The sequence below is a fragment of the Halomonas sp. KM-1 genome (genome assembly GCF_000246875.1).
Taxonomy (GTDB): Bacteria; Pseudomonadota; Gammaproteobacteria; order Pseudomonadales; family Halomonadaceae; genus Halomonas; species Halomonas aerodenitrificans.
This window is the reverse complement of the sequence record NZ_BAEU01000160.1, coordinates 25558-46908: the sequence shown is the minus strand read 5'-3', so window position 1 is coordinate 46908 and position 21351 is coordinate 25558. Positions and strand designations below refer to the sequence as shown.

Below are 21351 nucleotides of genomic sequence, written 5' to 3'. Positions count from 1 at the left end.
TGCAGGGAAGAGGCGGGCCAGGGCAGCCCGCCGGGCTGACGGTGAGGCTCAGGGATGCTCGGCGATGCGCTGTACCAGCTCGCGCGCTTCGTCCGACATGCCCTGGGTGAAGCGCTCCCACAGTGGCTGGGACGCTTCGATGAAGGCATCGAGATCGACTTCGTTGACCTGCATGCCATTCTGCTCGACCAGTTCGATGACGCTCTGGTCGGCGCGCTCGCCGAAGTCGACGGTGGCGTCGAAGGCCTTTTGCCCCCCTTCCAGCAGCGCCTGCTGTACCTCGTCGGAAAGGTCCTGGAAACGCGCTTCGTTCATCAGCAGGAAGCCCACGGTATAGACGTGACCCGACAGCGAGAGATAATCCTGCACTTCATAGAAGCGGCTGGCTTCGACCTCGACCAACGGGTTCTCCTGGCCGTCGAAAACGCGTGTCTGGAGCGCAGAATAGAGCTCCGGATAGGGCAATGGTGAGGCGTTGGCACCATAGGCGTTGAACATTTCCACCCGCTGGCGGCTTTCCGGGGTGCGAATACGTAAGCCACTCAAGTCTTCAGGTGTGGCGATGGGACGGCGATTGTTGGTGATATGACGAAACCCACCCTCGTAGAAGCCAATGACTCGATAATTCTGTCCCTGGAGCTGTTCCTTGATGGTGTCGCCTATCTCGCCCAGGAACACGTTTCTCACATGCTCTCTATCGCGAAACAGGTAGGGCAGCGAGAGGATACCCAGGTCTTCGTCGATGGTGGTGATCGGCGTTTCGATGGTGGCGATGTCGATCGTGCGAGTATCGAGGGACTCGATGTTGCTGATCTGATCGCCCAGGGAGCCTGAGTGGAAGAGTCGCACCTCGACGCTGTCACCCGTGGCTTCGGCTACGTGGCTGGCGAGTGCATTGAGGCCGGTCATCTGAATGCCCTGCTGGCTGCCTATCGTGGCGGCACGCAGTTCGAGCTCGGCGGCCGTTGCGGAACCGGCAGTACCGAAACTCACTGCCATGACTGTCAAGAGGTAGGGAAGTTTGCGTTTCATGGTGACGCTCCAGAAGTTGTTGTGTAAGGGAGTCGTGTCACTGACGTGAACGAACACGTGCCTCTAGAGTAGGGCCGCGGGGTGCCCGCTTATAGAAGAAAACGGACAAGAAAGAGAATGTTTCAGACGTGCTTTGTGGGTTGAATTGTGCTCAGGAAGCCTGAGCACTGGCCTGGCTGCTCAGTCCCTTGAGGCGAGACTGCTTGGGGCTGCAGGTGTAATGGGCCTGGAAGTCCCGCGCCAGGTGGGATGCATCGGAAAAGCCGCACTCGGCAGCGATCTCGGCGATCGAACTGTCGGTATGTTGCAGCAGCCACTCGGCGTAGCGCAGGCGCATGGTCTTGAAGTAGCGCATGGGAGTGGTGCCCATTTCCTGCTGGAACAGCCTGTCGAGTTGGCGTGGGCTGAGATTGATGCGCTTGGCCAGGGCCTGGCTGTCCAGGCGTGTGTTGAGCGATTGCTCCATGGTCAACACAGCGACCCTTACCCGCTCGTCGCGTATATCCTGAATGGCCTCGAAGAAGTGAGTCTGTGGCGAGTTTGAGGTGCGCATCCCATTCAGCATCATATGGCGAATTGCCTGCTGAGCCTTGTCTGGCCCACACTCACGGCGAATGAGATGTAGCGCCATGTCGGTCGCCCCCGAGGAGCCGGCGCAGGTGATGACACGCACCGATTCGAGGAATAGTCGATCGGGAGTGGCATCGATATGGGGAAATTGCTGACGGAAGTCGTTGATGACGTTCCAATGAACGCATACCCGCTGGCCCTTTAACAGGCCAGCCCGGGCGATGGCAAAGGTGCCGGTGCAAACTCCTACCAGCTTGACTCCTTGACGATAGGCATCTTTGAGATAGTGGCTGAGAGCTTTGTCTTCATGAGGGTCGAGATAGTTGTTGCCACCGCAGACAGCAATGTGAGTGAAAAGGTTCGGGTCGCGATAGGTCGTTTGCGGATGGACTTCCAGCCCACAGCTCGAGATGACAGGCCCTGGTCCCATGATATTCCAACTACAGTGAATCTGTCGGCTGCGGCCCCCTTTGTCAGCCGCTAGCCGCAAGGAGTCGATGAAACCGGCAAAGGCGTTTAACGTGAACAGGGGCAATAGAATAAAGCCGACGCGCAGCGGGGGATCCTGTGACGGTAACATGGCGATGTCTTATGTAGAGGCGGGTAGCGTTACCGAGCAGTATGCGCTGGCAATGAAAGATCTTCGAGTCCGACTAGTCGCAGCAACAGGACCGCACCCAACGAGGAAAGGCGATGCGTGGCTATCATCGCTCTGCCCTTGATGGCAGAAAGGAGGGAACATAATGTCGTATCGCAAGATTTTAGTGATGGCTGCGGGCCTGTCGCTCCTGGCCGGTTGCCAGGCACAGCAGGAGCCGGACGATAGGACCGCGGTGACGCATGAGCCCGTCGAGGCGCACTTCGTGGAGTCCGACTGCCCGGAGGAGCAGTGCGCCGAGGTGGAGGTGAGGGCACTGCACTTCCCCGGCTCGCCAGAGCTGAGTGAAACGCTGCGCGCAAGGCTGCTGGCGATGGGGCAGGGCATAACCGATGGCGAGACCGAGTGGCCGCGGGACTCATGGGAAGCCTATGCCGAGGCTTTCTTCGCGCTGGCCAGAGAGGATCGGCAGTATGCCCCGCCACATGCCGCCAGCCAGGCCTCGCTCGAAGCGAAGGTGCTGGCCCGCCATCACGATCTGCTGGTCATCGAACTCGGCAGCTATGTCTACCATGCCGGGCAAGCCCACGGCATGCCGCTGACCGAGTTCATGGTCATCGATGAACGTTTGGGCAGCGAGGTTACGCTCGACGACATGCTGCTCGACGGCCAGGCTCCGGCCTTCCAGGAGGCTCTGGCCCGGGCCCATGAGCGTTGGCTGAGAGATCAGGAACTGGACGAGGCGTTCGCCGCCAGTTGGCCATTTCATCCAAGCCAGAACGTGGCGCCACTCGAAACCGACTGGGTGGTGAAGTACAACGTCTATGAGATCACCCCCTACGCCCTTGGTCAGCCGGAACTGAGTATTCCGCTGGCTGAGCTGGAAGGTATCGCCAAGCCGCGCTATCTGGGGCAAGAATAGGCCTCGGTAGGACACGAAAACATCGCAGGGAAACGACATGGCCTCCATTCGCCGTGAGCTGGTGGCGTTGATCGAGCGCGGCGCGATCCCGCGTGAGCAGGTGGCGCGGGCGGTTGCGCTTTCCGGGCTGCACCCTTCGGGGCGGGCCTGGGGGGTGTTCCTGGACCGACTGCTGCTGTGGCTGGGTGCGCTGGCGCTGGTCTTCGGCGTACTGTTCCTGGTGGCGTACAACTGGGCCGAGATGGGTCGGTTGATGCGCTTTGGGTTGGTGCAGGCGGCGCTGTTGGTGGCCATCGCGGTGTACGTTTGGGCCGAGGTGCGCGGTGCCGCCAGCGATCTCGTACCGCGGGTCGCGCTGATGGCGGCTGCGCTGCTGCTTGGGGTGCTGCTGGCGCTGGTCGGCCAGGTGTACCAGACCGGCGCCGACCCATGGCAGCTGTTCTTCGTCTGGGCCGTACTGATGCTGCCCTGGGCGCTGGTGGCGCGCTTCGATGCGCTGTGGCTCCTGTGGCTGGGGCTGCTCAACCTCTCACTTGCGCTCTATTTCCGCACCTGGGGCGGGCTCTTCGGCCTGTTCAGCGGCGATACGGGCGCCTTGTGGGGACTCTTCATTCTCAACACGCTGGCGCTCGCGGTATGGGAGCTGGGCGCACGACGCTGGCGTTGGCTGTCGCGGGGATGGCCCGTGCAGCTGTTGGCGCTGGGCGGCGGCGTACCGCTCACGTTGCTGATGATGAGCTGGGTCGTCGCTGAGCGTTTGGCATTTTCCCCAGTGCTGCCGGTTTATCTGCTGTGGCTGGTGGCGCTCTACGTCGTCTATCGCCACTGGCGGCCTGATTTGTTCATGCTGGCGGGCGGCTGCCTGTCGATCATCGTCGTGGTCACGCTGCTGCTGGGTCGGCATCTGCTGTGGCAGGGCGGCGCGGAGAGCTTTCTGGTGCTCTCCATGGCGGTACTGGCGATGGGAGCCGCGGCAGTGTTCTGGCTCAAGCGGCTGCACCGGGAGATGTCGTCATGAGCCGTTCGCTGGAGAATAAGCTCATCGAAAGTGGGATTGCCGTATCCCAGCCCGGCGTCGCAGCGCCAATCGAAACGCCCTGGTTCGTGCGTGCCATTCAGGCGTTCTCGGGTTGGCTGGCAGCGCTGTTCCTGCTCGGCTTCATCGGCATGGGCGCGGTGTTCCTGCTCGACAGCAGCGTCGCCTCGGCCATCTTGGGCCTGATGCTGATTGGCGGATCTTATGTGCTGCTGCGACAAGCGCAAAGCGACTTTCTGGAGCATCTGGCCCTGGCCGCGAGCCTGGCGGGGCAGATGTTGGTGGCCTGGGCGCTGGCCTCAGTGCTGGGCACTACGCTGGGGTGGGATAGTGCTGGGCTGTGGTGGGCGCTGCTAGCACTTCAGGTCGTGCTGGCCCTGATCATGCCGAGCCTGACTCACCGTACCTTTTCCGCCTTCGCCGCGTGCCTGGCGTTCTATCTGGCCATGGTCGAAACCGCTTCCGCCCCTACGATGGCCGGCGGGCTGGTGCTGCTGGGGCTGACCGCCTTGTGGCTGAACGAGTTTCGTTGGCCGGCCCATGTCCGCCAGTTGGAGGCGCTGGGCTATGGCCTGCTGTTGGGATTATTGGCGATACAGTCGGTCGGCTACTTCGGTCAGTCCTTGCTGTTGGGGCGCTACTTCGTGGGCAGCGGGCTCGACTGGCTGGAGCCCTGGGCCGGGGATGCCCTGGGCCTGCTGGCGCTATTGCTGCTGCTTCGGCTTCTCTTTCGGCGCCATGCCCATGGGGCCGAACCGGGCATGCGGGTTGCCGCTTATACCGCCGTGCTGCTGCTGGCGCTGCTCTCGCTGCAGGCGCATGGCCTAAGTCATGGCGCAGTGGTGGTCGCGCTGGGCTTTGCCATCGGCCATCGCGGGGTCATGGGGTTCGGCGGGTTGTTGCTGTTGCTCTCCATCACCAGCTATTACTACTGGCTTGATGTCACCCTGCTGGCCAAGGCCATGACGCTGTTCACGCTCGGCCTGCTGTTGCTGGCGATACGCTGGGCGCTGCAACGCCGCTGGCGCACCGGGGCAAGCGTCGCGGTAGAGGAGAGGGCGGACGCATGAAGTCGGCTATCAGATGGAACCTGGTCGTGGTGGTTGCCGCCACGGCGCTGAGCCTGACCGTAGTCAACCTGGCCATATTGGGCAAGGAGCGTCATCTGGCGCAGGGCGAGGCGGTATTTCTCGAACTGGCACCGGTGGATCCGCGCTCGCTGATGCAGGGCGACTACATGGCGCTGAACTTCGATATCGCCAATCGTATTCGCGACACGCTGTACCAACGGCGCCTCGCGGATGACGAGCCGCATGCTGCCGACGGCTACGTCATCGTGCGTCTCGACGACCGTGGTGTGGCCCACTTCCAGCGTTTGGGGGCTGCGGAGGAGTCGCTGGAGGCCGACGAGCGGCGCCTGCGCTATCGGCTACGCAACGGCCAGGTACGCTTCGCCACCGATGCCTTCTTCTTTCAGGAAGGCCATGCCGAACGCTACGAGCCCGCCCGCTACGGCCAGTTCCGCGTGAACGAGCGCGGCGAGCCCCTGCTGGTTTCACTGCACGGCGACGAGCTGGAGCTGTTGGGGGATATGGAGAGATAGAAGCACTTGGAGAGATATCGACCCGAATCAAGAACCAAGCGAAGGAAGGTAAGTATGCACGGCCCGAACCCCGCGAACCCGCACCCCATGGAAGGGTTCCCTCAGGTGTGCTTCATCAAGAGCGTGGTCAAGAATCCGAATATCATCGTCGGCGACTACACCTATTACGACGACCCGGAAGATTCGGAGAACTTCGAACGCAACGTGCTTTACCACTATCCGTTCATCGGCGACAAACTCATCATCGGCAAGTTCTGCGCCATCGCCCGAGGCGTCAAGTTCATCATGAATGGGGCAAACCACAAGCTCTCCGGTGTCTCCACCTATCCGTTCCAGATCTTCGGCAACGGCTGGGAGAAGGTGATGCCGGCGGCGAGCGAGCTTCCCTACAAGGGCGATACGGTCATCGGCCATGACGTGTGGATCGGCTATGACGCGCTCATCATGCCCGGCGTGCAGATCGGCAACGGTGCCATCGTCTCTTCTCGTTCGGTGGTGGTGAGCGACGTGCCGCCCTATACGATTGTAGGAGGCAACCCTGCCCGCCCGATCAGACAGCGCTTTTCGCCGGAAGAGGTCGAAACCTTGCAGGCCATTGCCTGGTGGGACTGGCCGGTGGAAGAGATCACACGGCATCTGACTCTGATCGTGGCGGGGGATGTGGAGGCCTTGCGATCTTCACTTGGGACTCGTCGTTGAGCAGCGTTTCGAAGCCTTTCTCGAGGATGCCATCCGGGGGGCTCGCGGTGCGTGTCGTCGTTCATGGGATGACCTCGATGTGCTTGTCATGTGGGCCGGCAAGTGCCGGCCCGTGATGTCAGGTGGTGTCAGGCCAAGTGGTGTCAGGCCAGGTGATGCACTTCCTGCTGGCCATACACCGGCGTCGGGATGCCTTCCATGCGCGCCTTGAGCTGCAGCGCCAGGTAGTGGGAGTAGTGGCGCGACTGGTGCAGGTTGCCGCCGTGGAACCACAGCGCCTGCTGCTGGGTGGGCTTCCACATGTTGCGCAGCTCACCCTCCCAGGGGCCGGGGTCCTTGGTCGTGTCGGAGCCGAGCCCCCAGCACTTGCCGACCCTGTCGGCCACCTCCTGGGAGATGATGCGCGCCGCCCAGCCGTTCATGGAGCCGTAGCCGGTGGCGTAGACGATCAGGTCGGCGGGCAGTTCGGAGCCGTCGCTGAGCGTCACCGAGCGCGGGTTGATGCGTTCGATGCCCACGCCGCTGCGCAGCTTGATGTCGCCGTTGGCCACCAGATCGCAGGCACCGACGTCGATGTAGTAGCCGGAGCCGCGGCGTAGGTACTTGAGGAACAGCCCGGAGTCGTCGTCGCCGAAGTCGAGCATGAAGCCGGCGTCCTCCAGCTTCTTGTAGAACTCGGCATCGCGTTCGCGGATCCGATTGAAGGCGGGGCGCTGGAAGTCGGGCAGCAGCTTGTAGGGGATCGAGGCGAAGATCAGGTCGGCCTTGTCGTGGGTGATGCCATTCTTTACCGCTTCCTCGGAGTAGAGCGGGCCGAGGGCGTGTTCCATCAGCGAGTCGGACTTGACGATGTGGGTCGAGGAGCGCTGGATCATGGTCACGTCGGCGTCGTTCTCCCATAGCGCCGCACAGATGTCGTGGGCCGAGTTGTTGGAGCCCACCACGACCACTTTCTTGCCGCGATAGGCATCCGGCCCGGGGTGCTGGCTGGAGTGCTGCTGCTCGCCTTCGAAGGTTTCGGCGCCGGGAAAGTGGGGCACGTTGGGCACGCCCGACATGCCGGTGGCCAGGATCAGCTGCTTGGGCTTGAGTGTGACCTGCTCGCCGTCGCGGTTGACCCGCACCGTCCACTCGCCGCTGGCCTCGTCGTAGCTGGCGCCCTCGCACTCGGTGGAACTCCAGTAGTTGAGCTCCATCACCTTGGTGTACATCTCCAGCCAGTCGCCGATCTTGTCCTTGGGCGCGAACACCGGCCAGTTCTCGGGGAAGGGGATGTAGGGCAGGTGGTCGTACCATACCGGGTCGTGCAGGCACAGCGACTTGTAGCGGTTGCGCCAGGCGTCGCCGGGGCGAGGGTGCTTGTCGAGCACGATGGTGGGGACGTCGAGCTGGCGCAGCCGCGCGGCGAGCCCGATGCCGCCCTGTCCGCCGCCGATGATCACGCAGTAGGGTTGGCGTGTGTAGCCGAGCTCCTGTGCTTCTCGCTGGCGCGATTCGAGCCAGGTCTCGCGGGTCTTGCTGGCGCCGTGTTCGGCCCCCAGAGGCCGCCTGGCACCGCGTGGCTCGGGGTGGTCCTTGAGCTCCTGCATGGTGGTCAGCAGGGTCCAGCATTTGCCGTTCTTCAGACGCAGGTAGCCCTTGCCAAGGGCGACGCCGGTCTCGAAGGTCAGCCAGGCTTCGGTCACGCCGTTGGCCTCGGTGGCCTCGCCATCGAGCTGCCAGTTCGTGGGACGTGCCTCGCTCAGGGTGGCGTTGAGCATCGACTGGATGGCGTCCTTGCCTTCCAGCGTCTTGAGATTCCAGGTGAAGGCGACCAGGTCGCGCCAGTAGCACTCGTCATTGAACAGGGCCATGACCCGTTGGATGTCGCGTTGCTCCAGTGCGCTCTCGAAGTCGCGCAGCCATTGCTGGGCGTGTTGAGTCGGCGTGGGTGTCGTCATCGTTGTTCTCCGCTTGTTGTTAGGGGACGCCCTGTGTCCTGGCAGAAACCGTGCCAGCCGCGGAGTGTGTGCGAGAAACGCTTCCAGACGATTGAAAAGCTTGGTGTTACGAGCGGGTGTTAAGCGAGGGGTAGCGTTAAGTGACCTGTAACGCATGTGACAGCTGTCACGTGACGGAAGCGGCCCGGGCGTTACACCTGTAACCCCCGACCAAGGGCGCAGGTGAAGCCGATTGACTCCTGCCCGGTACGGCATAGGCTGGAAGCAGGCCTGCCACACAACAACAAGGCCCGCCGTCGCCGGAGAGCGGCAAGGCGGCACCGGAGGCAGCGATGCCATTGCGTAACGAGCAACGCCAGCACATCGAGACCCTGATCCGGCTCAGCGAAGGCCAGCCGGCCGACCTGGGCGGCTGCCGGGAAGTGATCCGGCGCTCCTGGGAGCGCTGCGTCGGCGAGTACCGACTCGACCCCGGTCGCCCCCGCCCCGTACGGGTGCTGACTCAACAGGCGCTCAAGGAGCACCGCGAGCCGGTCGACGAACTGCTGCATGTCGCGCGGGCTGGCGTCGATCAGCTCTTCACCCAGATCGCCCCGCTGGGCTATGTGCTGCTGCTCACCGACCGGCAGGGTATCACCGTCGATTTCCGCGGCCAGCGCGAGCGGGAGCCGGCGCTGCGCCGGGCGGGTCTCTACCTCGGTGCCGATTGGGACGAGCGGTATGCGGGCACCTGTGCGGTCGGCACCTGCGTGCACGACGCCCAAGCCATTACCTGCCACCAGAGCGAGCACTTCGATGCCACTCACATCAGCCTGACCTGCACGGCGGCGCCGATCACCGACCCACAGGGGCAGGTCATCGCGGTGCTGGACATCTCCGCGCTGCAGTCGCCGCGCGCCCAGGAGAGCCAGAACTTCGGTCTGCCGCTGGTCACGCTCTATGCGCGGATGATCGAGGACGCCTATTTCCTGCACCGCTATCGCCACTGCCTGATGCTGCGCTTCGACACCGCCCGCGAGTTCGTGCATCTCAATGGCCGCGGGCTGATCGCCATCGAAGAGGACGGCAGCGTGATCGCGGCCAATGGTGCCGGCCGAGCGCTGATCGACGCCCATCTGCGCCGCTGGCCGCCTTGGTCGCCAGGCTGGCAGCCGTCGGTCACCCAGTTGTTCGACGGCGAACTCGGTGAATTGCTAGGCATCCCGAGCGCCAATGACGACGGCATTCGCGCCTTTCGGGCACGCGCCAACGACACCACCTGCTTCGTCACCCTGCTCGAGCCGCGCGGTCGACGCCCGGCCCCACGTGCCTTGCCGCCTTCGCCTGCGCCGGTGCCGGCGCTGGACCGGCTCGCCTCGGACGATCCCGCCATGCATCGCGTACTCAAGCTGGCGCGGCGGCTGCGCAACGAAGAGGTCAGCGTGTTGATCACCGGCGAGACCGGTACCGGCAAGGAGGTGCTGGCTCGGGCGCTGCACGATAGCGGCACGCGTGCCAAGGGGCCCTTCGTGGCGGTGAACTGCGCCGCGATTCCCGAATCGCTGATCGAAAGCGAACTGTTCGGCTACCTGCCCGGCGCCTTTACCGGAGGGCGCAGCAAGGGCATGCGCGGGCTGATCCAGCAGGCCGACGGCGGCACCCTGTTCCTGGATGAGATCGGCGACATGCCGCTGACGCTGCAGACCCGGCTGCTGCGCGTACTGGCTGAGCGTGAAGTGATGCCGCTGGGGGCCGAAAAGGCGCTGCGCATCGATATTCGCGTGATCACCGCCACCCATCGTGACATGAGCGAGCTGATCGCTCGGGGTGGCTTCCGTGAAGACCTCTACTACCGCCTGAACGGCGCCCAACTGCGGCTGCCGGCGCTGCGCGAGCGGGCCGACAAGCACTATGTGATTCGCAGCGTCTACCAGGCGCTTGTTGCCGAGCGCGAGCGAGAGGTGCGTCTGCGCGCCGATGCCATGAGCGCACTGCTGGCCCACGCCTGGCCGGGCAATATCCGCCAGCTCAAGAACGCCCTGGCCTTTGCCCTGGCCACGGCCGAGGGCGACGAGATCACGCTCCACGACCTGCCGGAAGAGTGCCAGGGCCACCTCGGCGCCGCACCGCAGACGTTCGCCGTGCTGCAGGCAGAAGAGCAGGACGGGGGCGAAGCGCTGCATGAACTGCTGCGTTCAACAGGCTGGAACGTCAGTCTCGCCGCGCGGCGACTCGGTGTTTCACGTCCCACCATTTACCGGCGCATGCGCCGCCATGGCCTGGTACCGCCCAACTGGCGCGAGTCCGACTCGAAGCTCGAACGTTAACACGCTATCTTTGTGGCTATTGCGTGCCTTTGCTGCCCAGAACCTAGCGTATTGGAGCTTCCATGAGCCAACAAAACGAGTACCTGCCGCCCAAGGTGTGGAAATGGGAAAAGGCCAGCGGCGGCGAGTTCGCCAACATCAATCGGCCCATCGCCGGCCCCACCCACGACAAGGCATTGCCGGTGGGTAAGCATCCGCTACAGCTCTACTCGCTGGCCACGCCCAACGGGGTGAAGGCCACGGTCATGCTCGAGGAGCTGCTGGCGCTGGGCCACGCAGGCGCCGAGTACGACGCCTGGCCGATCCGCATCGGCGAGGGGGAGCAGTTCGGCAGCGGCTTCGTCGAGGTCAACCCCAACTCCAAGATCCCGGCGCTGATGGACCACAGCACCACACCACCCACCCGGGTGTTCGAGTCGGGTTCGATCCTGCTTTACCTGGCCGAGAAATTTGGCGAGTTGTTGCCCCGCGATCATGCCGGGCGCAGCGAGACGCTGAACTGGCTGTTCTGGCAGATGGGCAGCGCGCCCTACCTGGGGGGCGGCTTCGGTCACTTCTACGCCTACGCGCCGACCAAGATCGAGTACGCCATCGATCGTTTTGCCATGGAGGCCAAACGCCAGCTCGACGTGCTGGATCGTCGCCTGGCCGAGAGCCGTTATCTCGGCGGCGATGACTACACCATCGCCGATATCGCCAACTGGGCCTGGTACGGCCAGCTGGCGTTGAATCGTGTTTACGATGCCGGCGAGTTCCTGCAGGTGCAGGAGTACGAGCACGTGCAGCGCTGGGCCAGGGAGATCGATACTCGGCCGGCGGTGAAGCGCGGGCGCATGGTCAATCGCACCTTCGGCCCGCTTGAGCAGCAGCTGCACGAGCGTCATGACGCCAGCGACTTCGAGACCAATACTCAGGACAAGCGTTAGCCCCGATCCTTTTCTTTCGAGAAAACCATGCAATCAAGACGCCTGGAACGGTGTGATCTGGAAGCCTGCGCGGCGCTCTTCGCGCAGGTGTTCTCCACCGCCCCCTGGAACGAGCCCTGGCATGCAGATGGCGCACTGGCGCGGCTCGAACACTTCTTCGAGTCGCCAGGTGCCGTGGGCGTAGTGGGGTTGGGTGAGAGTGAGGAGCTCGAGGGGTTTCTGCTGGGCAACCTCGAACCGTATCTGGATGGCAAGCTGTTCTACCTGCGGGAGATGTGCGTGGCCACGCATCGCCAGGGGCAAGGTATCGGCTCGCAGCTCTATGGGGTGCTCGAGGAAGCGTTGGCCACCAGAGATGTGCGTGCGGTGTACCTGGCCACGGGGCGGGACATCCCCGCGGCCCGCTTCTATCAGCAGCTCGGCTTTCGCTGCAGCGAAGGGATGGCCTTCTATGCCAAGGGTTTCAGGGGAGACTGAGCGCCTCGTCATCACGCCGCGCGAGACGGTTTTGACATGAGGGCGCGATTGGACTCCCCCGGGGAGCTCTGGCAAGCTGCATGCCCTTTTCAATTCGACAGCTTTTGAACCCGACGGTTTTAGACCCTACAGAGAGATCGCCATGAGCGCCTTGCCGAACTGCCCCGCCTGTCAATCCGAATACACCTACGAAGTGGCCGGCATGTACGCCTGCCCCGAGTGCGGCCACGAATGGTCCGTTCAGGTGGAGAGCGAGGCTGGCGACGGCAAGGTGGTGCGCGACGCCAACGGCAATGAGCTGCAGGACGGCGACAGTGTCACCGTGATCAAGGACCTCAAGGTCAAGGGCACTTCCTCGGTGGTCAAGGTGGGCACCAAGGTGAAGGGCATTCGCCTGGTAGAGGGCGATCACGACATCGACTGCAAGATCGACGGCTTCGGGCCGATGAAGCTGAAGTCGGAGTTCGTCAAGAAGGTGTGAGTATCGAAAGCATTACCGGTCATCTGATGGCACCAAGCCACACTGGCAACGGCCAGACAACCGAAAACAGGCCGAAGCGGGGCCGGGGCTCGGCTCCGCTTTTTTATCGTGGCCGATCAGGTGTGGCTGGGGGCGTCCGAAGCTTCCTGAGCGATCAGTGCATCGGCCAGTGCCCGTGAGGCGAGAGCGAACTCCACGCGTGCTGCGCTGAGTGCACTCAGGTCTTTGCAGGTGCCGTCTTGCTCGAGTCGGTCGAGCTGAATCTTGGCCAGGACCAGACGCTTGCAGAGAACCGCATTGCTTGATGCCTCTCCCCGCTCTTCCGACAGCTCGATCTGTGCATTGAGACTGTTCATGTTTTTCCCTACGTCATGCGATAGCAAAAAGCGCTTCGGCTCTTACGGTCGATCGTCGCTTGTTATGAATATCGTCCAAAACTGGGAAAACTGTAATTTTCGGTACATTCACACGAAATGGCTACCGGCCCGACAGGCGCGGTAGAGGTAAGAAGCTGCTGGCAGGATTACTGAATGGTGGTGACCATGACCGGCGCCACGCCCCGGTTCAGCATGCCGAGTTCGCGTGCCGCGCGCTTGGAGAGATCGATGATCCGCCCTTCGACGAAGGGGCCGCGATCGTTGATCAGGACCTCTACCTCTTGCCCGGTATCGGCCCGGGTGACGATCACCTTGGTACCGAGGGGAAGGCTGGGGTGGGCTGCGGTCAGTGCCTGCTGATCGAAGGGTTCACCGCTGGCCGTGGTGGCGCCCTGGAAGCGGTCGCTGTAGAAGGAGGCGATGCCTTCCTCCTGGACCTCAGGCTCGTGGGCAGAAGCGTGGGCTGCGAATACCGCCAACATCCCTGCCAGGCCACAAGCGAGCAACTTCTTTGGTAGAGCTCCCATGGTTTTACCTCGGGTTGATCGTGTTGGCGGTTATCGCTTCCATCGATGAGGTGCTGGTGAGCGTTATGGATAGTACCCGGCGTGGCACCATGAGGCAACCCACCAATTTCGCACTATTGCATGTTTGCAGAAGAAGGCTGCTTGATGGGCGGTGTTTGGCGATGTTGGCTGAAAGAGACAATTGCAGCACTGTGGCGCTCAGGCTCTCTGCTCCTGGCTGGCCCAGGTTGCGCTGCCGTCCGCCGCATGCAGAAGGCGCAGGTGGGGAACGCTGGCAGTTCGGTTGCGACCTGCTTCCTTGGCCATGTAAAGCCCCTCGTCGGCCTGCTGTACGAGGGTGGCGCGGTTGGCATCACGCACGGGCAGCAGTGAAGCGACGCCGATGCTGACGGTGACATGGGCTGCTACGGGAGAGTCGGGGAAAGGCAGGGCGCGCTCCGTCAGCATGGTATGGATGCGTTCGGCCATGAGGTTGGCGCCTTCGAGTGAGGTATGCGGCATCAGAACGACCATCTCCTCGCCACCATAGCGGGCCACCAGATCGCCAGGCCGAGCGGCGGCGGCCTTCAGTACGCTAGCCACTGCGCGCAGGCAGGTGTCGCCATGCTGATGGCCGTAACTGTCGTTGAAGCGCTTGAAGCAGTCGATGTCGATCATCAGCAGGCCGAGCGGCTGGCGTTCGCGTGCCGCCCGGCGCCACTCCAGCTTGAGTACCCGCTCGAATTCACGACGATTGGCAATGCCCAACAGACCGTCGCTGGCGGCTCGATGGGCGAGCTTGGCGTTGTGGGCCTCGAGGCGTTCGCGCTCGCGCAGCAGTCGAGCTTCTCGGGCACGATAGACCCGCTGCATGGGGATCAGGATCAGCGATACCGCCAGCACCATGCCGCTGGTGAAGGCAATGAGTGCCGTACCGGCGTGGAGTCTCTCGGCGATCTGGGTGTCGAGGAAGTGGGCAAGTGCGGGGAAGAGGCTGGCTTGGTCCGGCACCAGGCCTTGGATGGAGAGTGCGGCATCGAACAGCAGAGCAACCGCCAAGGCCAGGCCGGCTAGGCTGGGGGTATTGATCAGCGGAGACTGTGGCTTCATGCGCATGTTCGTCTCATCCCTGACTGCTGATGAAGGTATCTGTGAACAGGGCTCCGTTACTGCTTCGCTGCGAAAAAAAAAAGGGCCGCAGAGCGGCCCAAGTACGCAGGGAACTAAAGGATAGTGCTAACTCAATCGCAAAGCGTGCCTTCGACCGGTGGAAACCATAAGAGACTCGGCGGATTCCTTCCCGCATCCTGCCATGCCTTGGCAAGGAGCCTCCGGATACGTGGCCTGGATTGCCATTCGGGCCGCAGTATCGCTCTGTCGGTATACTAGCGAAAATAGTGCCATAATTCTTATTATTCATCTATAAACAATGGGTTATGGTTTTTTCTGGAAGGCGGAATACGGGAAGGTTCGGCTTTATGAGTCGACTTTTGCGCCGAAGTGTAGGTATATGGCGACACAAACTGAGCGATGTCATGAAAAAGCAATAAAAACAGCTATTTAAATGTCTCTTTTTGGAGACGGTTGGGCCGGTGTAGCTGGATCGTCAAGCGTCACCTGAGGGTTGACGGCTCGTGGGGGCGAGGGCGGTCGCTGGAAGCGCAATGCAAAGAGATATCGGCTCCATACGCAGGAGACGGGATCTCAAGGTTATGGCATCTTGAGGTTTTCGAACAGGGAGTAGCGAAATGGCGAGTGTCTTTTCCCGCATCATTCAAGGTGAATTGCCGGCTGAGTTCGTCTGGTCCGATGAGCGCTGTGTAGCGATCATGACCCTCAACCCCATGAAGCCAGGTCATCTGCTGGTCATTCCGCGCGAGGAGATCGACCACTGGGATGACATGCCGATAGACTTGAGCGCCCATCTCATGACGGTTTCGCAGAAGCTGGCCAAGGCGCTGAAACGAGCCTTTCCCTGCGAGCGGGTGGGCATGATGATCGTCGGCCTCGAAGTGCCCCATGTGCACCTGCATTTGGTGCCTATCGATGCCATGCAGGATATCCGGGTCGAAGGACTGCCCCAGGCAAGCTCCGAAGAGCTGGCCGAGAATGCCGATCGGATTCGTGGGGCCCTGGTTTGAAATGCGCACCGGGCTTTGTCGAGCGTGTAAGCATTGGCTTACACGCTGCTGCGTCAATGTCTGATACCGCTCCCTGGCCACTGCACTATCATGAATCCTTTGTCTAAGTCCGCCGTGCTTGCGGCGGGCCTTTGCCGGTCCAAGAGGCTGGCTCATGGAGGACAGGGTGCAAGAGATACAGCTGCTGGAGACCCGTCGCCAGTGGTACGCCGCTTACATTGATGGCAACGTCGGTCTGCTGGATCATATCGAGAGCGACGATTTCGTGCTGATCAATGAGGTGGGGCTGCTGGGTAAGCTGGATCAGCTCGGCAGCATTGCCGAGGCGGTGGCGGGTGGCAAGTGGTTCGCCCGCGGTAGTCGGGCCGAGGATGACATCGTCAAGTTGATGCCGTTCGGCGAACTGGTGTCCATCTACGGACAAGGGCGAGTCGTGGGAGATGCGCGAGCTCGCCCGAACCTCTTTTTCAGCGAGCTGTGGCAGAAGCTGGACGGTCAGTGGCGCGTGCTGTCACTGCATTTCACGCGTGCTGCCACGCAGCCGCTTTGAGGCCCGCCCGGCATGACAACGCCGACGGCTCTGCCGCCGGCGTTTCCACTCGTTCAATCTCGCTGAATGCAATTGGCATAGAAGCTCACGGTGGCGGGCCAGTCGGTGAAGATGCCGATAATACCGACGTCCTGCACCAAGGTGTCGAGGGTGATCAGTTTGTCGCCTTCGCGCCGGATGACCTCGTCCGTGGTCTGGTGATACCACTGCCCATCTTCCGCCAGCGGACCGGAGCGTTCCAGCGTCCAGGTGATCAGCTGCAGCCCCGCCTCCTGGGCTCGCTCGGCATACGTTGAGGGCACGATTCTGCTCTCGTTCTCGGTGAACTCCGGGTTGGCCGCCAATAGCATCCAGGTCGGCGGCGCCAGAATGCGCACGCCCCGTTCGGCCAGCTCCTCCATGCTCGGCGACCAGGTCTCGGGATCGGTATGGTCGAAGCCTTCATCGCCATAGCGACCGTCGAGGTAGACCGCCTGCTCGCCGAACTCGGGTTCGTGCTCGATCCAGTAGAGCACGTCATCCAGATTGAAGGACTGGGCGAAGACGTCGCTTGGCGGTACGTCCGCCGTCTTGTATTCGTCGATCAGCTTCTGGGCGTAGTCTTCCTGGCTCATGCCGTTGAAGGGCATCTCCACCTCGGGCTCCTTGAGTTCCGGGGTCATCTTCACTCCCAGATCCTTGAACAGCGCGACGGTGTCGGCGTGGCTCATCAGGGTGCCACGCGTGGCGTAGAGATCGGTACGCCAGGCGGGCGTGCCAGCCAGATACTCCTCGATACTACGCGCTTCCCGATTGGCGCCTTCCATGGTGCCACGCAGCGTGCGGAACTCGGCCAGGGTAATGTCGCTGGTACAGCAGCGAATCTCGGCGGCATTGGTCAGTTCGCCGCTGTCGCGGTCGATCTCAGGCGGAACGCTGCACTTCTCGGCCAGCTTCGTCTCGACGATGTTGGTGGTGTAGTGCAGGTCGCATTGGGCATGGCGGCATACGAGTTCGTTGTCGCCGGTAAAGGTCACGTCGCACTCCACGATACCGGCACCGCCCTGAACGCCGGCCAGGTAGGATTCGAGCGTGTGCTCGGGAAACTGCAGCGGTGCGCCGCGATGGGAAATGACCAGGTCGTCCGGCTGCCAGTCGGTGTGCTGTGCGGCGCACTCCAGCAGTTCGGCCTTGAGCTCGCGCTCGCGTTCGGTCTCCTCGCTCATGTCGTTGACCAGGAACAGCGGCCGTGGGCCGAGCGTCACCTGACTGGCGGCTTCCAGTAGTGCATCGCTCCATGCGGGAACGTTCTCGTCAGTGTTCTGGGCCAACGCCGGGGCGGCGGCCAGCAGGCCCAGGCAGGCCAGGGTGGGGAGTGTCTTGTGCATGACGTATCTCGCTATCTTCCTTGTTGGCGTGGGCCACGGCTGTTGCCGCGACCAGACTTGAGCGTAGCCAGCTGCAACGGCATCTTCTAGCGCTCGGTGAGGGCCAGGCGCACCGCCAGCGCGAGAAAGCCTGCGGCGAAGCCCCGCCGTAGCCAGATGAGCACGCTCGGCCGTGCGATGACCTGCCGGCGTGCGGCGGCGGCACTGGCGCCATACAGCGTAAAGACGGCAAATGTCATCAGCATGAACAGTACGCTGAGTTCGAGCATCTGGGTCAGAGCCGCCTCGTCGGCAACGACGAACTGGGGCAGGAAGGCAAGAAAGAACAGCGTGAGCTTGGGATTGAGCAGGTTGAGCAGCACGCCGGTGCCGATCAATTTTCTGGCCGGCAAGGTGGGCAGAGCTGTCACTGGAAGCGGCTCATCCTCGGCTCTCAGTACGCTCCAGGCGATATATAACAGGTAGGCGATGCCCAGCAGCTTGAGCGCTTGGAAGGCTGTCGCGCTGGTGTGCAGCAGCGAGGCCAGCCCCGTAATGGCGGCGGCGATATGCGGCACTATCCCGAGCGTGCAGCCGAAGGCGGCGATGGTGCCGGCACGTGCGCCGTGGGTCAGACCCGTGGAGAGAGTGTAGAGCACGCCGGTGCCGGGAGAGGCGACGACGACGAGCGAGGTCAGGAGAAATTCCGGGTTCATGGGGCAGGCTCCGATGACGAATCCTCGTCATCGTGACGCTGAAAGACCCTGGCAATCTTGAACGAAATTGCAGCTCAGGACGGCTGCATGGCGCGTCGGTAACGGCCCGGGGGGAGACCGAGCTGGCGATTGAAGGCTCGGCTCATGTGACTCTGGTCAGCAAAGCCCGCAGCTAGGGCTGCCTGGCTCAGGGAGTGGCCGCCAGCGATCAGGTACCTGGCGATCTGCACGCGGCGTTGCACCAGGTAGGCATGCGGGGTGATGCCCAGAGCGCGAGAGAAACTGCGCAGCAACTGGTAACGGCTCAGGCCGGCCATATCGGCCAGTTCACCAAGACTGACAGACAGCTGTGGGGCATCGTCGAGGCGCTGGCGCACCTTGGCGATAGCGCCGGGAATGCGCGACTCGTGGCTGAGGGTACGAGAGCCATGGCGGGAAAAGGCGGCGCCAAGCAGTTTGCAGCTTTGCTCCTCCAAGGCCAGCGTCTCTTCTGGAGTGACTGTGAGCTGATCGAACAGCTCATTCATGAGCCGTCGCAGCATGGGGTCATTGAGTGCAGGTTGCGTCAGCTCCGTACCTGTGGCGGCGTCCCCCATCGCTTGGTGAACCAGAGCCGGATCGAAGTAGAGCATGTGCCAGCCCCGGCATGTGCCGTCGATGGGCGCGCCGTCATGCATTTCGCCCGGATTCACCGTGATGACGTCGCCAGCCAGCGCATCGACCCGGCCGATACCGCTCCAGGAGCGATGACCGCCAGAGACGATGAGTCCGATACCGTACTGATCATGAGAATGACGCGGAAAAGCGCGGCACGAGGCAAGGCTCATGGCTACTAGCCCGGCAAGCCCCGTGACGTACGTGGTCACGTGATGTTGCCTTTCGAGCATATTTCCTCCCGAACCGGAAAGCCGGGGCGAAGCCGCCCCGGCGCTTGTGAAGTTTCTTTTAACTCCAGTCGATTAACCTACCAGGCAACTGCCCTGGCTTGGTTATCGGCCCTCTGCTCCCGGGATGTAGGATCCACCGTTAGCCGCTGATGCGCGACTTGGTTGCGCGTACCGGCACTCGATGTCTGCGAATGGAAGGTCGCCTCCTGTCCGACATCGAAAAATGCCACGGCGTGCTTCAACTCGTTCGCTTGCTGCTCCAAGGAGGCCGAGGCGTTCGCAGTCTGCTCCACCAAGGCAGCATTCTGCTGTGTGACTTCGTCCATCTGGCTGACGGCGATGCTCACCTGGCTCACCGCTGCATTCTGCTGTTCCGAGCCGAGGGCAACATCTTCCATCAGTACCGAGACCTTCTGTACCCGCTCGAGGATCTCTTGCATTGCCGCGCCGGCTTCATCGACATAGCGGCTACCTTCCTGAACGATACCAGCATTCAAGCCAATCAGTTGCTGGATCTCCTTGGCGGCATCGGCGGAGCGCTGGGCCAGCTTGCGCACCTCCTGGGCAACGACGGCGAAGCCCCGTCCCTGCTCACCGGCACGGGCAGCTTCCACCGAGGCGTTCAATGCTAGGATATTGGTCTGGAATGAGATGCTGTCAATGACCGAGATGATGCCGGTGATCTTCTCGGAACTTGCGCTGAGTTCCCGCATCTTGCCGACTGCCAGGCGTGTCTTTTCGCCGCCCGTGGTGGCGGCAGTGCTGGTGGATTGGGTCAATTCGTTGGCCTTGGCAGTGTGAGAGGTGTTGTCCTTCACGGAATTGGCGACCTGCTCCATGCTGGTGGCGGTCTCCTGCAAGCTGGAGGCCTGTTCTTCGGTGCGCTGCGACAGGTCGGTGTTACCTGCAGCGATCTGGCTTGCCCCCGTTGCGATGCTGTCAGCCGATAGCTGTATCGAAAGGATGAGTTGACGGAGTTGGTTCTGCATCTTTTCCAGCATTTGCAGCGTTTGGCCGATTTCGTCATGTGAATCGACGCTTATCACGTTGTCGAGTTTGCCCTCTGCCATGCGTGCGAAGTAGCCCATCATTCTCTTCAGGGGGCGGTCGATCGAACGCGTGATCCACCAGCCCAAGCCACCCGCCAAGAACAGAGCGACGAGAATGGCAGCGACGCTGATGGCTCTCTTCCGTGTCGTCTCTGCCTGAACGGCGGTGAAAAGCTCATCAGCTACCTGGTCCTGATGAGCGACCAAGGCGCGCAGTGGCTCGATTGCGGCATCGAACTGTGGTCGAGCGGTGCGGTACATGACGATATTGGCCCGTTCGAACTGCCCACGTTCGTAAAGTGCCAACGCTTGGCTCAAGCCCTCTTCGACGAAGCGGCCATGCAAGTTGGAAAATTCTTCGGCTAGGTTTACCTCCTCTGCTGTCAGGTAGCTGGCCATGTAGCTTTTCCAGAGAGCCTCTATCTCATCGGAATTTCTGCTGATTTGAGCAGTATAAAGAGTTGCTTCCGTATTGAATTGGACGCTTTCTTCCAGGCGGGGATCGTGACTGGCCAGCATACGGAGCTGCATGTAGTTATCCCGCATCAACGCATTGATGCGCCCAAGCTGCCTGGTCGGTATGAGACGATCTTCATAGAGAGTCGCCACGGATCGTTCCATGGATGAGGTCGCCAGAATGCCTAGAGCGCCGACACCTGCCACCAGGGATAGCAGGGTTACGCATAGAAGCAGCAATCTTGCTTTGATGGTAAAGCTCATTTCTTTTCCTTTTTCTTCATATGTGTGAAGTCATTATGACAAAGGGCCGAGGGTCGAATTTTTAGCCCGACCCTCTATCGGCAGGGGGTGAAGAAAATATAGGAAAAAGTCTTTCTAAGTAGCGTTTGTGCATAGAAAAACATGAGACGCTAGTTTTTAACGTCTCATGAGAAATTGGGGCGGTTTTTAAGAAATTATTTAGTCAGAGTCTCTTTCATACTCACTCGTCGGTCCTTCACAAAGGCGGCCTTCTAAATAGCATGAGATGGCTTCGCAGGCGAGTTTCCAATTGATGGCCTGCTCGGCCCAGGCACGCAGGACTTCGGCGTCGTAAGTGGCGGGGGAGTGGGTGGTGTGCTGCATGAGGCGGTCCTCCCTATGGCTTCCCACCCTCACAGCATAGACGCTTTTTGCTGCATTGCAGCATTAATATTGTAACCGAATCTGTTCCGTGCCGAAAACAAGCGCT

21 protein-coding genes are annotated in these 21351 nt (G+C 61.8%); 11 read left to right on the top strand and 10 right to left on the bottom strand.

The features are described from left to right. Window positions 1–48: 48 nt before the first annotated feature. Window positions 49–1032: a TRAP transporter substrate-binding protein gene (locus B8115_RS21585; RefSeq protein WP_010629948.1), complete on the bottom strand. Its 984-nt coding sequence runs from the start codon at window positions 1030–1032 to the stop codon at window positions 49–51. Window positions 1033–1183: 151 nt separating this feature from the next. Then, window positions 1184–2032 carry a GlxA family transcriptional regulator gene (locus B8115_RS21580; RefSeq protein WP_010629947.1) on the bottom strand — a complete coding sequence of 283 codons (849 nt, stop codon included), beginning with the start codon at window positions 2030–2032 and terminating at the stop codon, window positions 1184–1186. Window positions 2033–2345: 313 nt separating this feature from the next. Here B8115_RS21580 and B8115_RS21575 point away from each other — a divergent pair, with 313 nt between their 5' ends. Genes B8115_RS21575 through B8115_RS21555 form a run of 5 tightly spaced genes read left to right on the top strand, consistent with a single transcriptional unit; the run spans window position 2346 to window position 6460 of the window. After that, a complete protein-coding gene (locus B8115_RS21575) occupies window positions 2346–3122 on the top strand; it encodes an RsiV family protein (RefSeq protein WP_010629946.1) in 777 nt (258 codons plus the stop codon). 37 nt (window positions 3123–3159) lie between these two features. Continuing rightward, window positions 3160–4140, top strand: coding sequence for a DUF2157 domain-containing protein (locus B8115_RS21570; RefSeq protein ID WP_010629945.1), 981 nt, complete (start codon window positions 3160–3162; stop codon window positions 4138–4140). After that, the gene (locus B8115_RS21565) at window positions 4137–5228 is read left to right on the top strand and encodes a DUF4401 domain-containing protein (protein ID WP_010629944.1); all 1092 of its coding nucleotides are present in this window, start codon (window positions 4137–4139) and stop codon (window positions 5226–5228) included. Before B8115_RS21570 ends, B8115_RS21565 begins: the two co-directional genes overlap by 4 nt. Continuing rightward, a complete protein-coding gene (locus tag B8115_RS21560) occupies window positions 5225–5761 on the top strand; it encodes a GDYXXLXY domain-containing protein (protein ID WP_010629943.1) in 537 nt (178 codons plus the stop codon). Before B8115_RS21565 ends, B8115_RS21560 begins: the two co-directional genes overlap by 4 nt. 54 nt (window positions 5762–5815) lie before the next feature. Beyond that, window positions 5816–6460: a Vat family streptogramin A O-acetyltransferase gene (locus tag B8115_RS21555; RefSeq protein WP_010629942.1), complete on the top strand. Its 645-nt coding sequence runs from the start codon at window positions 5816–5818 to the stop codon at window positions 6458–6460. Window positions 6461–6603: 143 nt separating this feature from the next. Here the strand turns inward: B8115_RS21555 and B8115_RS21550 are convergent, their stop codons facing one another. Next, window positions 6604–8400 (bottom strand): NAD(P)/FAD-dependent oxidoreductase, encoded by a 1797-nt coding sequence (locus B8115_RS21550; RefSeq protein ID WP_010629941.1) that lies wholly within the window; start codon window positions 8398–8400, stop codon window positions 6604–6606. A 332-nt stretch (window positions 8401–8732) separates the two neighbouring features. Here B8115_RS21550 and B8115_RS21545 point away from each other — a divergent pair, with 332 nt between their 5' ends. From B8115_RS21545 to B8115_RS21530, 4 genes are all read left to right on the top strand, one after another. Further along, a complete protein-coding gene (locus B8115_RS21545; RefSeq protein WP_010629940.1) occupies window positions 8733–10706 on the top strand; it encodes a sigma-54-dependent Fis family transcriptional regulator in 1974 nt (657 codons plus the stop codon). Window positions 10707–10768: 62 nt separating this feature from the next. After that, entirely contained in the window at window positions 10769–11632 is an 864-nt protein-coding gene (gene yghU / locus B8115_RS21540) for a glutathione-dependent disulfide-bond oxidoreductase (RefSeq protein WP_010629939.1), read from the top strand. Window positions 11633–11659: 27 nt separating this feature from the next. Further along, entirely contained in the window at window positions 11660–12109 is a 450-nt protein-coding gene (locus B8115_RS21535) for a GNAT family N-acetyltransferase (protein ID WP_010629938.1), read from the top strand. A 142-nt stretch (window positions 12110–12251) separates the two neighbouring features. Next, window positions 12252–12590, top strand: coding sequence for a zinc ribbon domain-containing protein YjdM (locus B8115_RS21530; protein WP_010629937.1), 339 nt, complete (start codon window positions 12252–12254; stop codon window positions 12588–12590). A gap of 116 nt (window positions 12591–12706) precedes the next feature. Here B8115_RS21530 and B8115_RS21525 read toward each other — a convergent pair whose 3' ends face one another. The 3 genes from B8115_RS21525 to B8115_RS21515 all read right to left on the bottom strand — a co-directional run bounded on the left by B8115_RS21525 (window position 12707) and on the right by B8115_RS21515 (window position 14583). Beyond that, a complete protein-coding gene (locus B8115_RS21525; protein ID WP_010629936.1) occupies window positions 12707–12946 on the bottom strand; it encodes a hypothetical protein in 240 nt (79 codons plus the stop codon). A gap of 167 nt (window positions 12947–13113) precedes the next feature. Next, window positions 13114–13494: a septal ring lytic transglycosylase RlpA family protein gene (locus B8115_RS21520; protein ID WP_026038304.1), complete on the bottom strand. Its 381-nt coding sequence runs from the start codon at window positions 13492–13494 to the stop codon at window positions 13114–13116. Window positions 13495–13692: 198 nt separating this feature from the next. Further along, window positions 13693–14583, bottom strand: a complete 891-nt coding sequence (locus B8115_RS21515) for a diguanylate cyclase (protein ID WP_158409670.1) — start codon at window positions 14581–14583, stop codon at window positions 13693–13695. Window positions 14584–15221: 638 nt separating this feature from the next. Here B8115_RS21515 and B8115_RS21510 point away from each other — a divergent pair. Then, a complete protein-coding gene (locus B8115_RS21510; RefSeq protein WP_010629933.1) occupies window positions 15222–15614 on the top strand; it encodes an HIT family protein in 393 nt (130 codons plus the stop codon). Between the two features lie 166 nt (window positions 15615–15780). Further along, a complete protein-coding gene (locus tag B8115_RS21505; RefSeq protein WP_158409669.1) occupies window positions 15781–16164 on the top strand; it encodes a nuclear transport factor 2 family protein in 384 nt (127 codons plus the stop codon). A gap of 53 nt (window positions 16165–16217) precedes the next feature. Here the strand turns inward: B8115_RS21505 and B8115_RS21500 are convergent, their stop codons facing one another. The 4 genes from B8115_RS21500 to B8115_RS21485 all read right to left on the bottom strand — a co-directional run bounded on the left by B8115_RS21500 (window position 16218) and on the right by B8115_RS21485 (window position 20882). Beyond that, window positions 16218–17531 carry a glycerophosphodiester phosphodiesterase family protein gene (locus tag B8115_RS21500; protein ID WP_010629931.1) on the bottom strand — a complete coding sequence of 438 codons (1314 nt, stop codon included), beginning with the start codon at window positions 17529–17531 and terminating at the stop codon, window positions 16218–16220. Window positions 17532–17617: 86 nt separating this feature from the next. Beyond that, window positions 17618–18226 (bottom strand): LysE family translocator, encoded by a 609-nt coding sequence (locus B8115_RS21495; RefSeq protein WP_010629930.1) that lies wholly within the window; start codon window positions 18224–18226, stop codon window positions 17618–17620. Window positions 18227–18300: 74 nt separating this feature from the next. Beyond that, window positions 18301–19092, bottom strand: a complete 792-nt coding sequence (locus tag B8115_RS21490; RefSeq protein ID WP_026038303.1) for an AraC family transcriptional regulator — start codon at window positions 19090–19092, stop codon at window positions 18301–18303. Between the two features lie 98 nt (window positions 19093–19190). Further along, a complete protein-coding gene (locus tag B8115_RS21485) occupies window positions 19191–20882 on the bottom strand; it encodes a methyl-accepting chemotaxis protein (protein ID WP_010629928.1) in 1692 nt (563 codons plus the stop codon). Window positions 20883–21351: the final 469 nt, after the last annotated feature.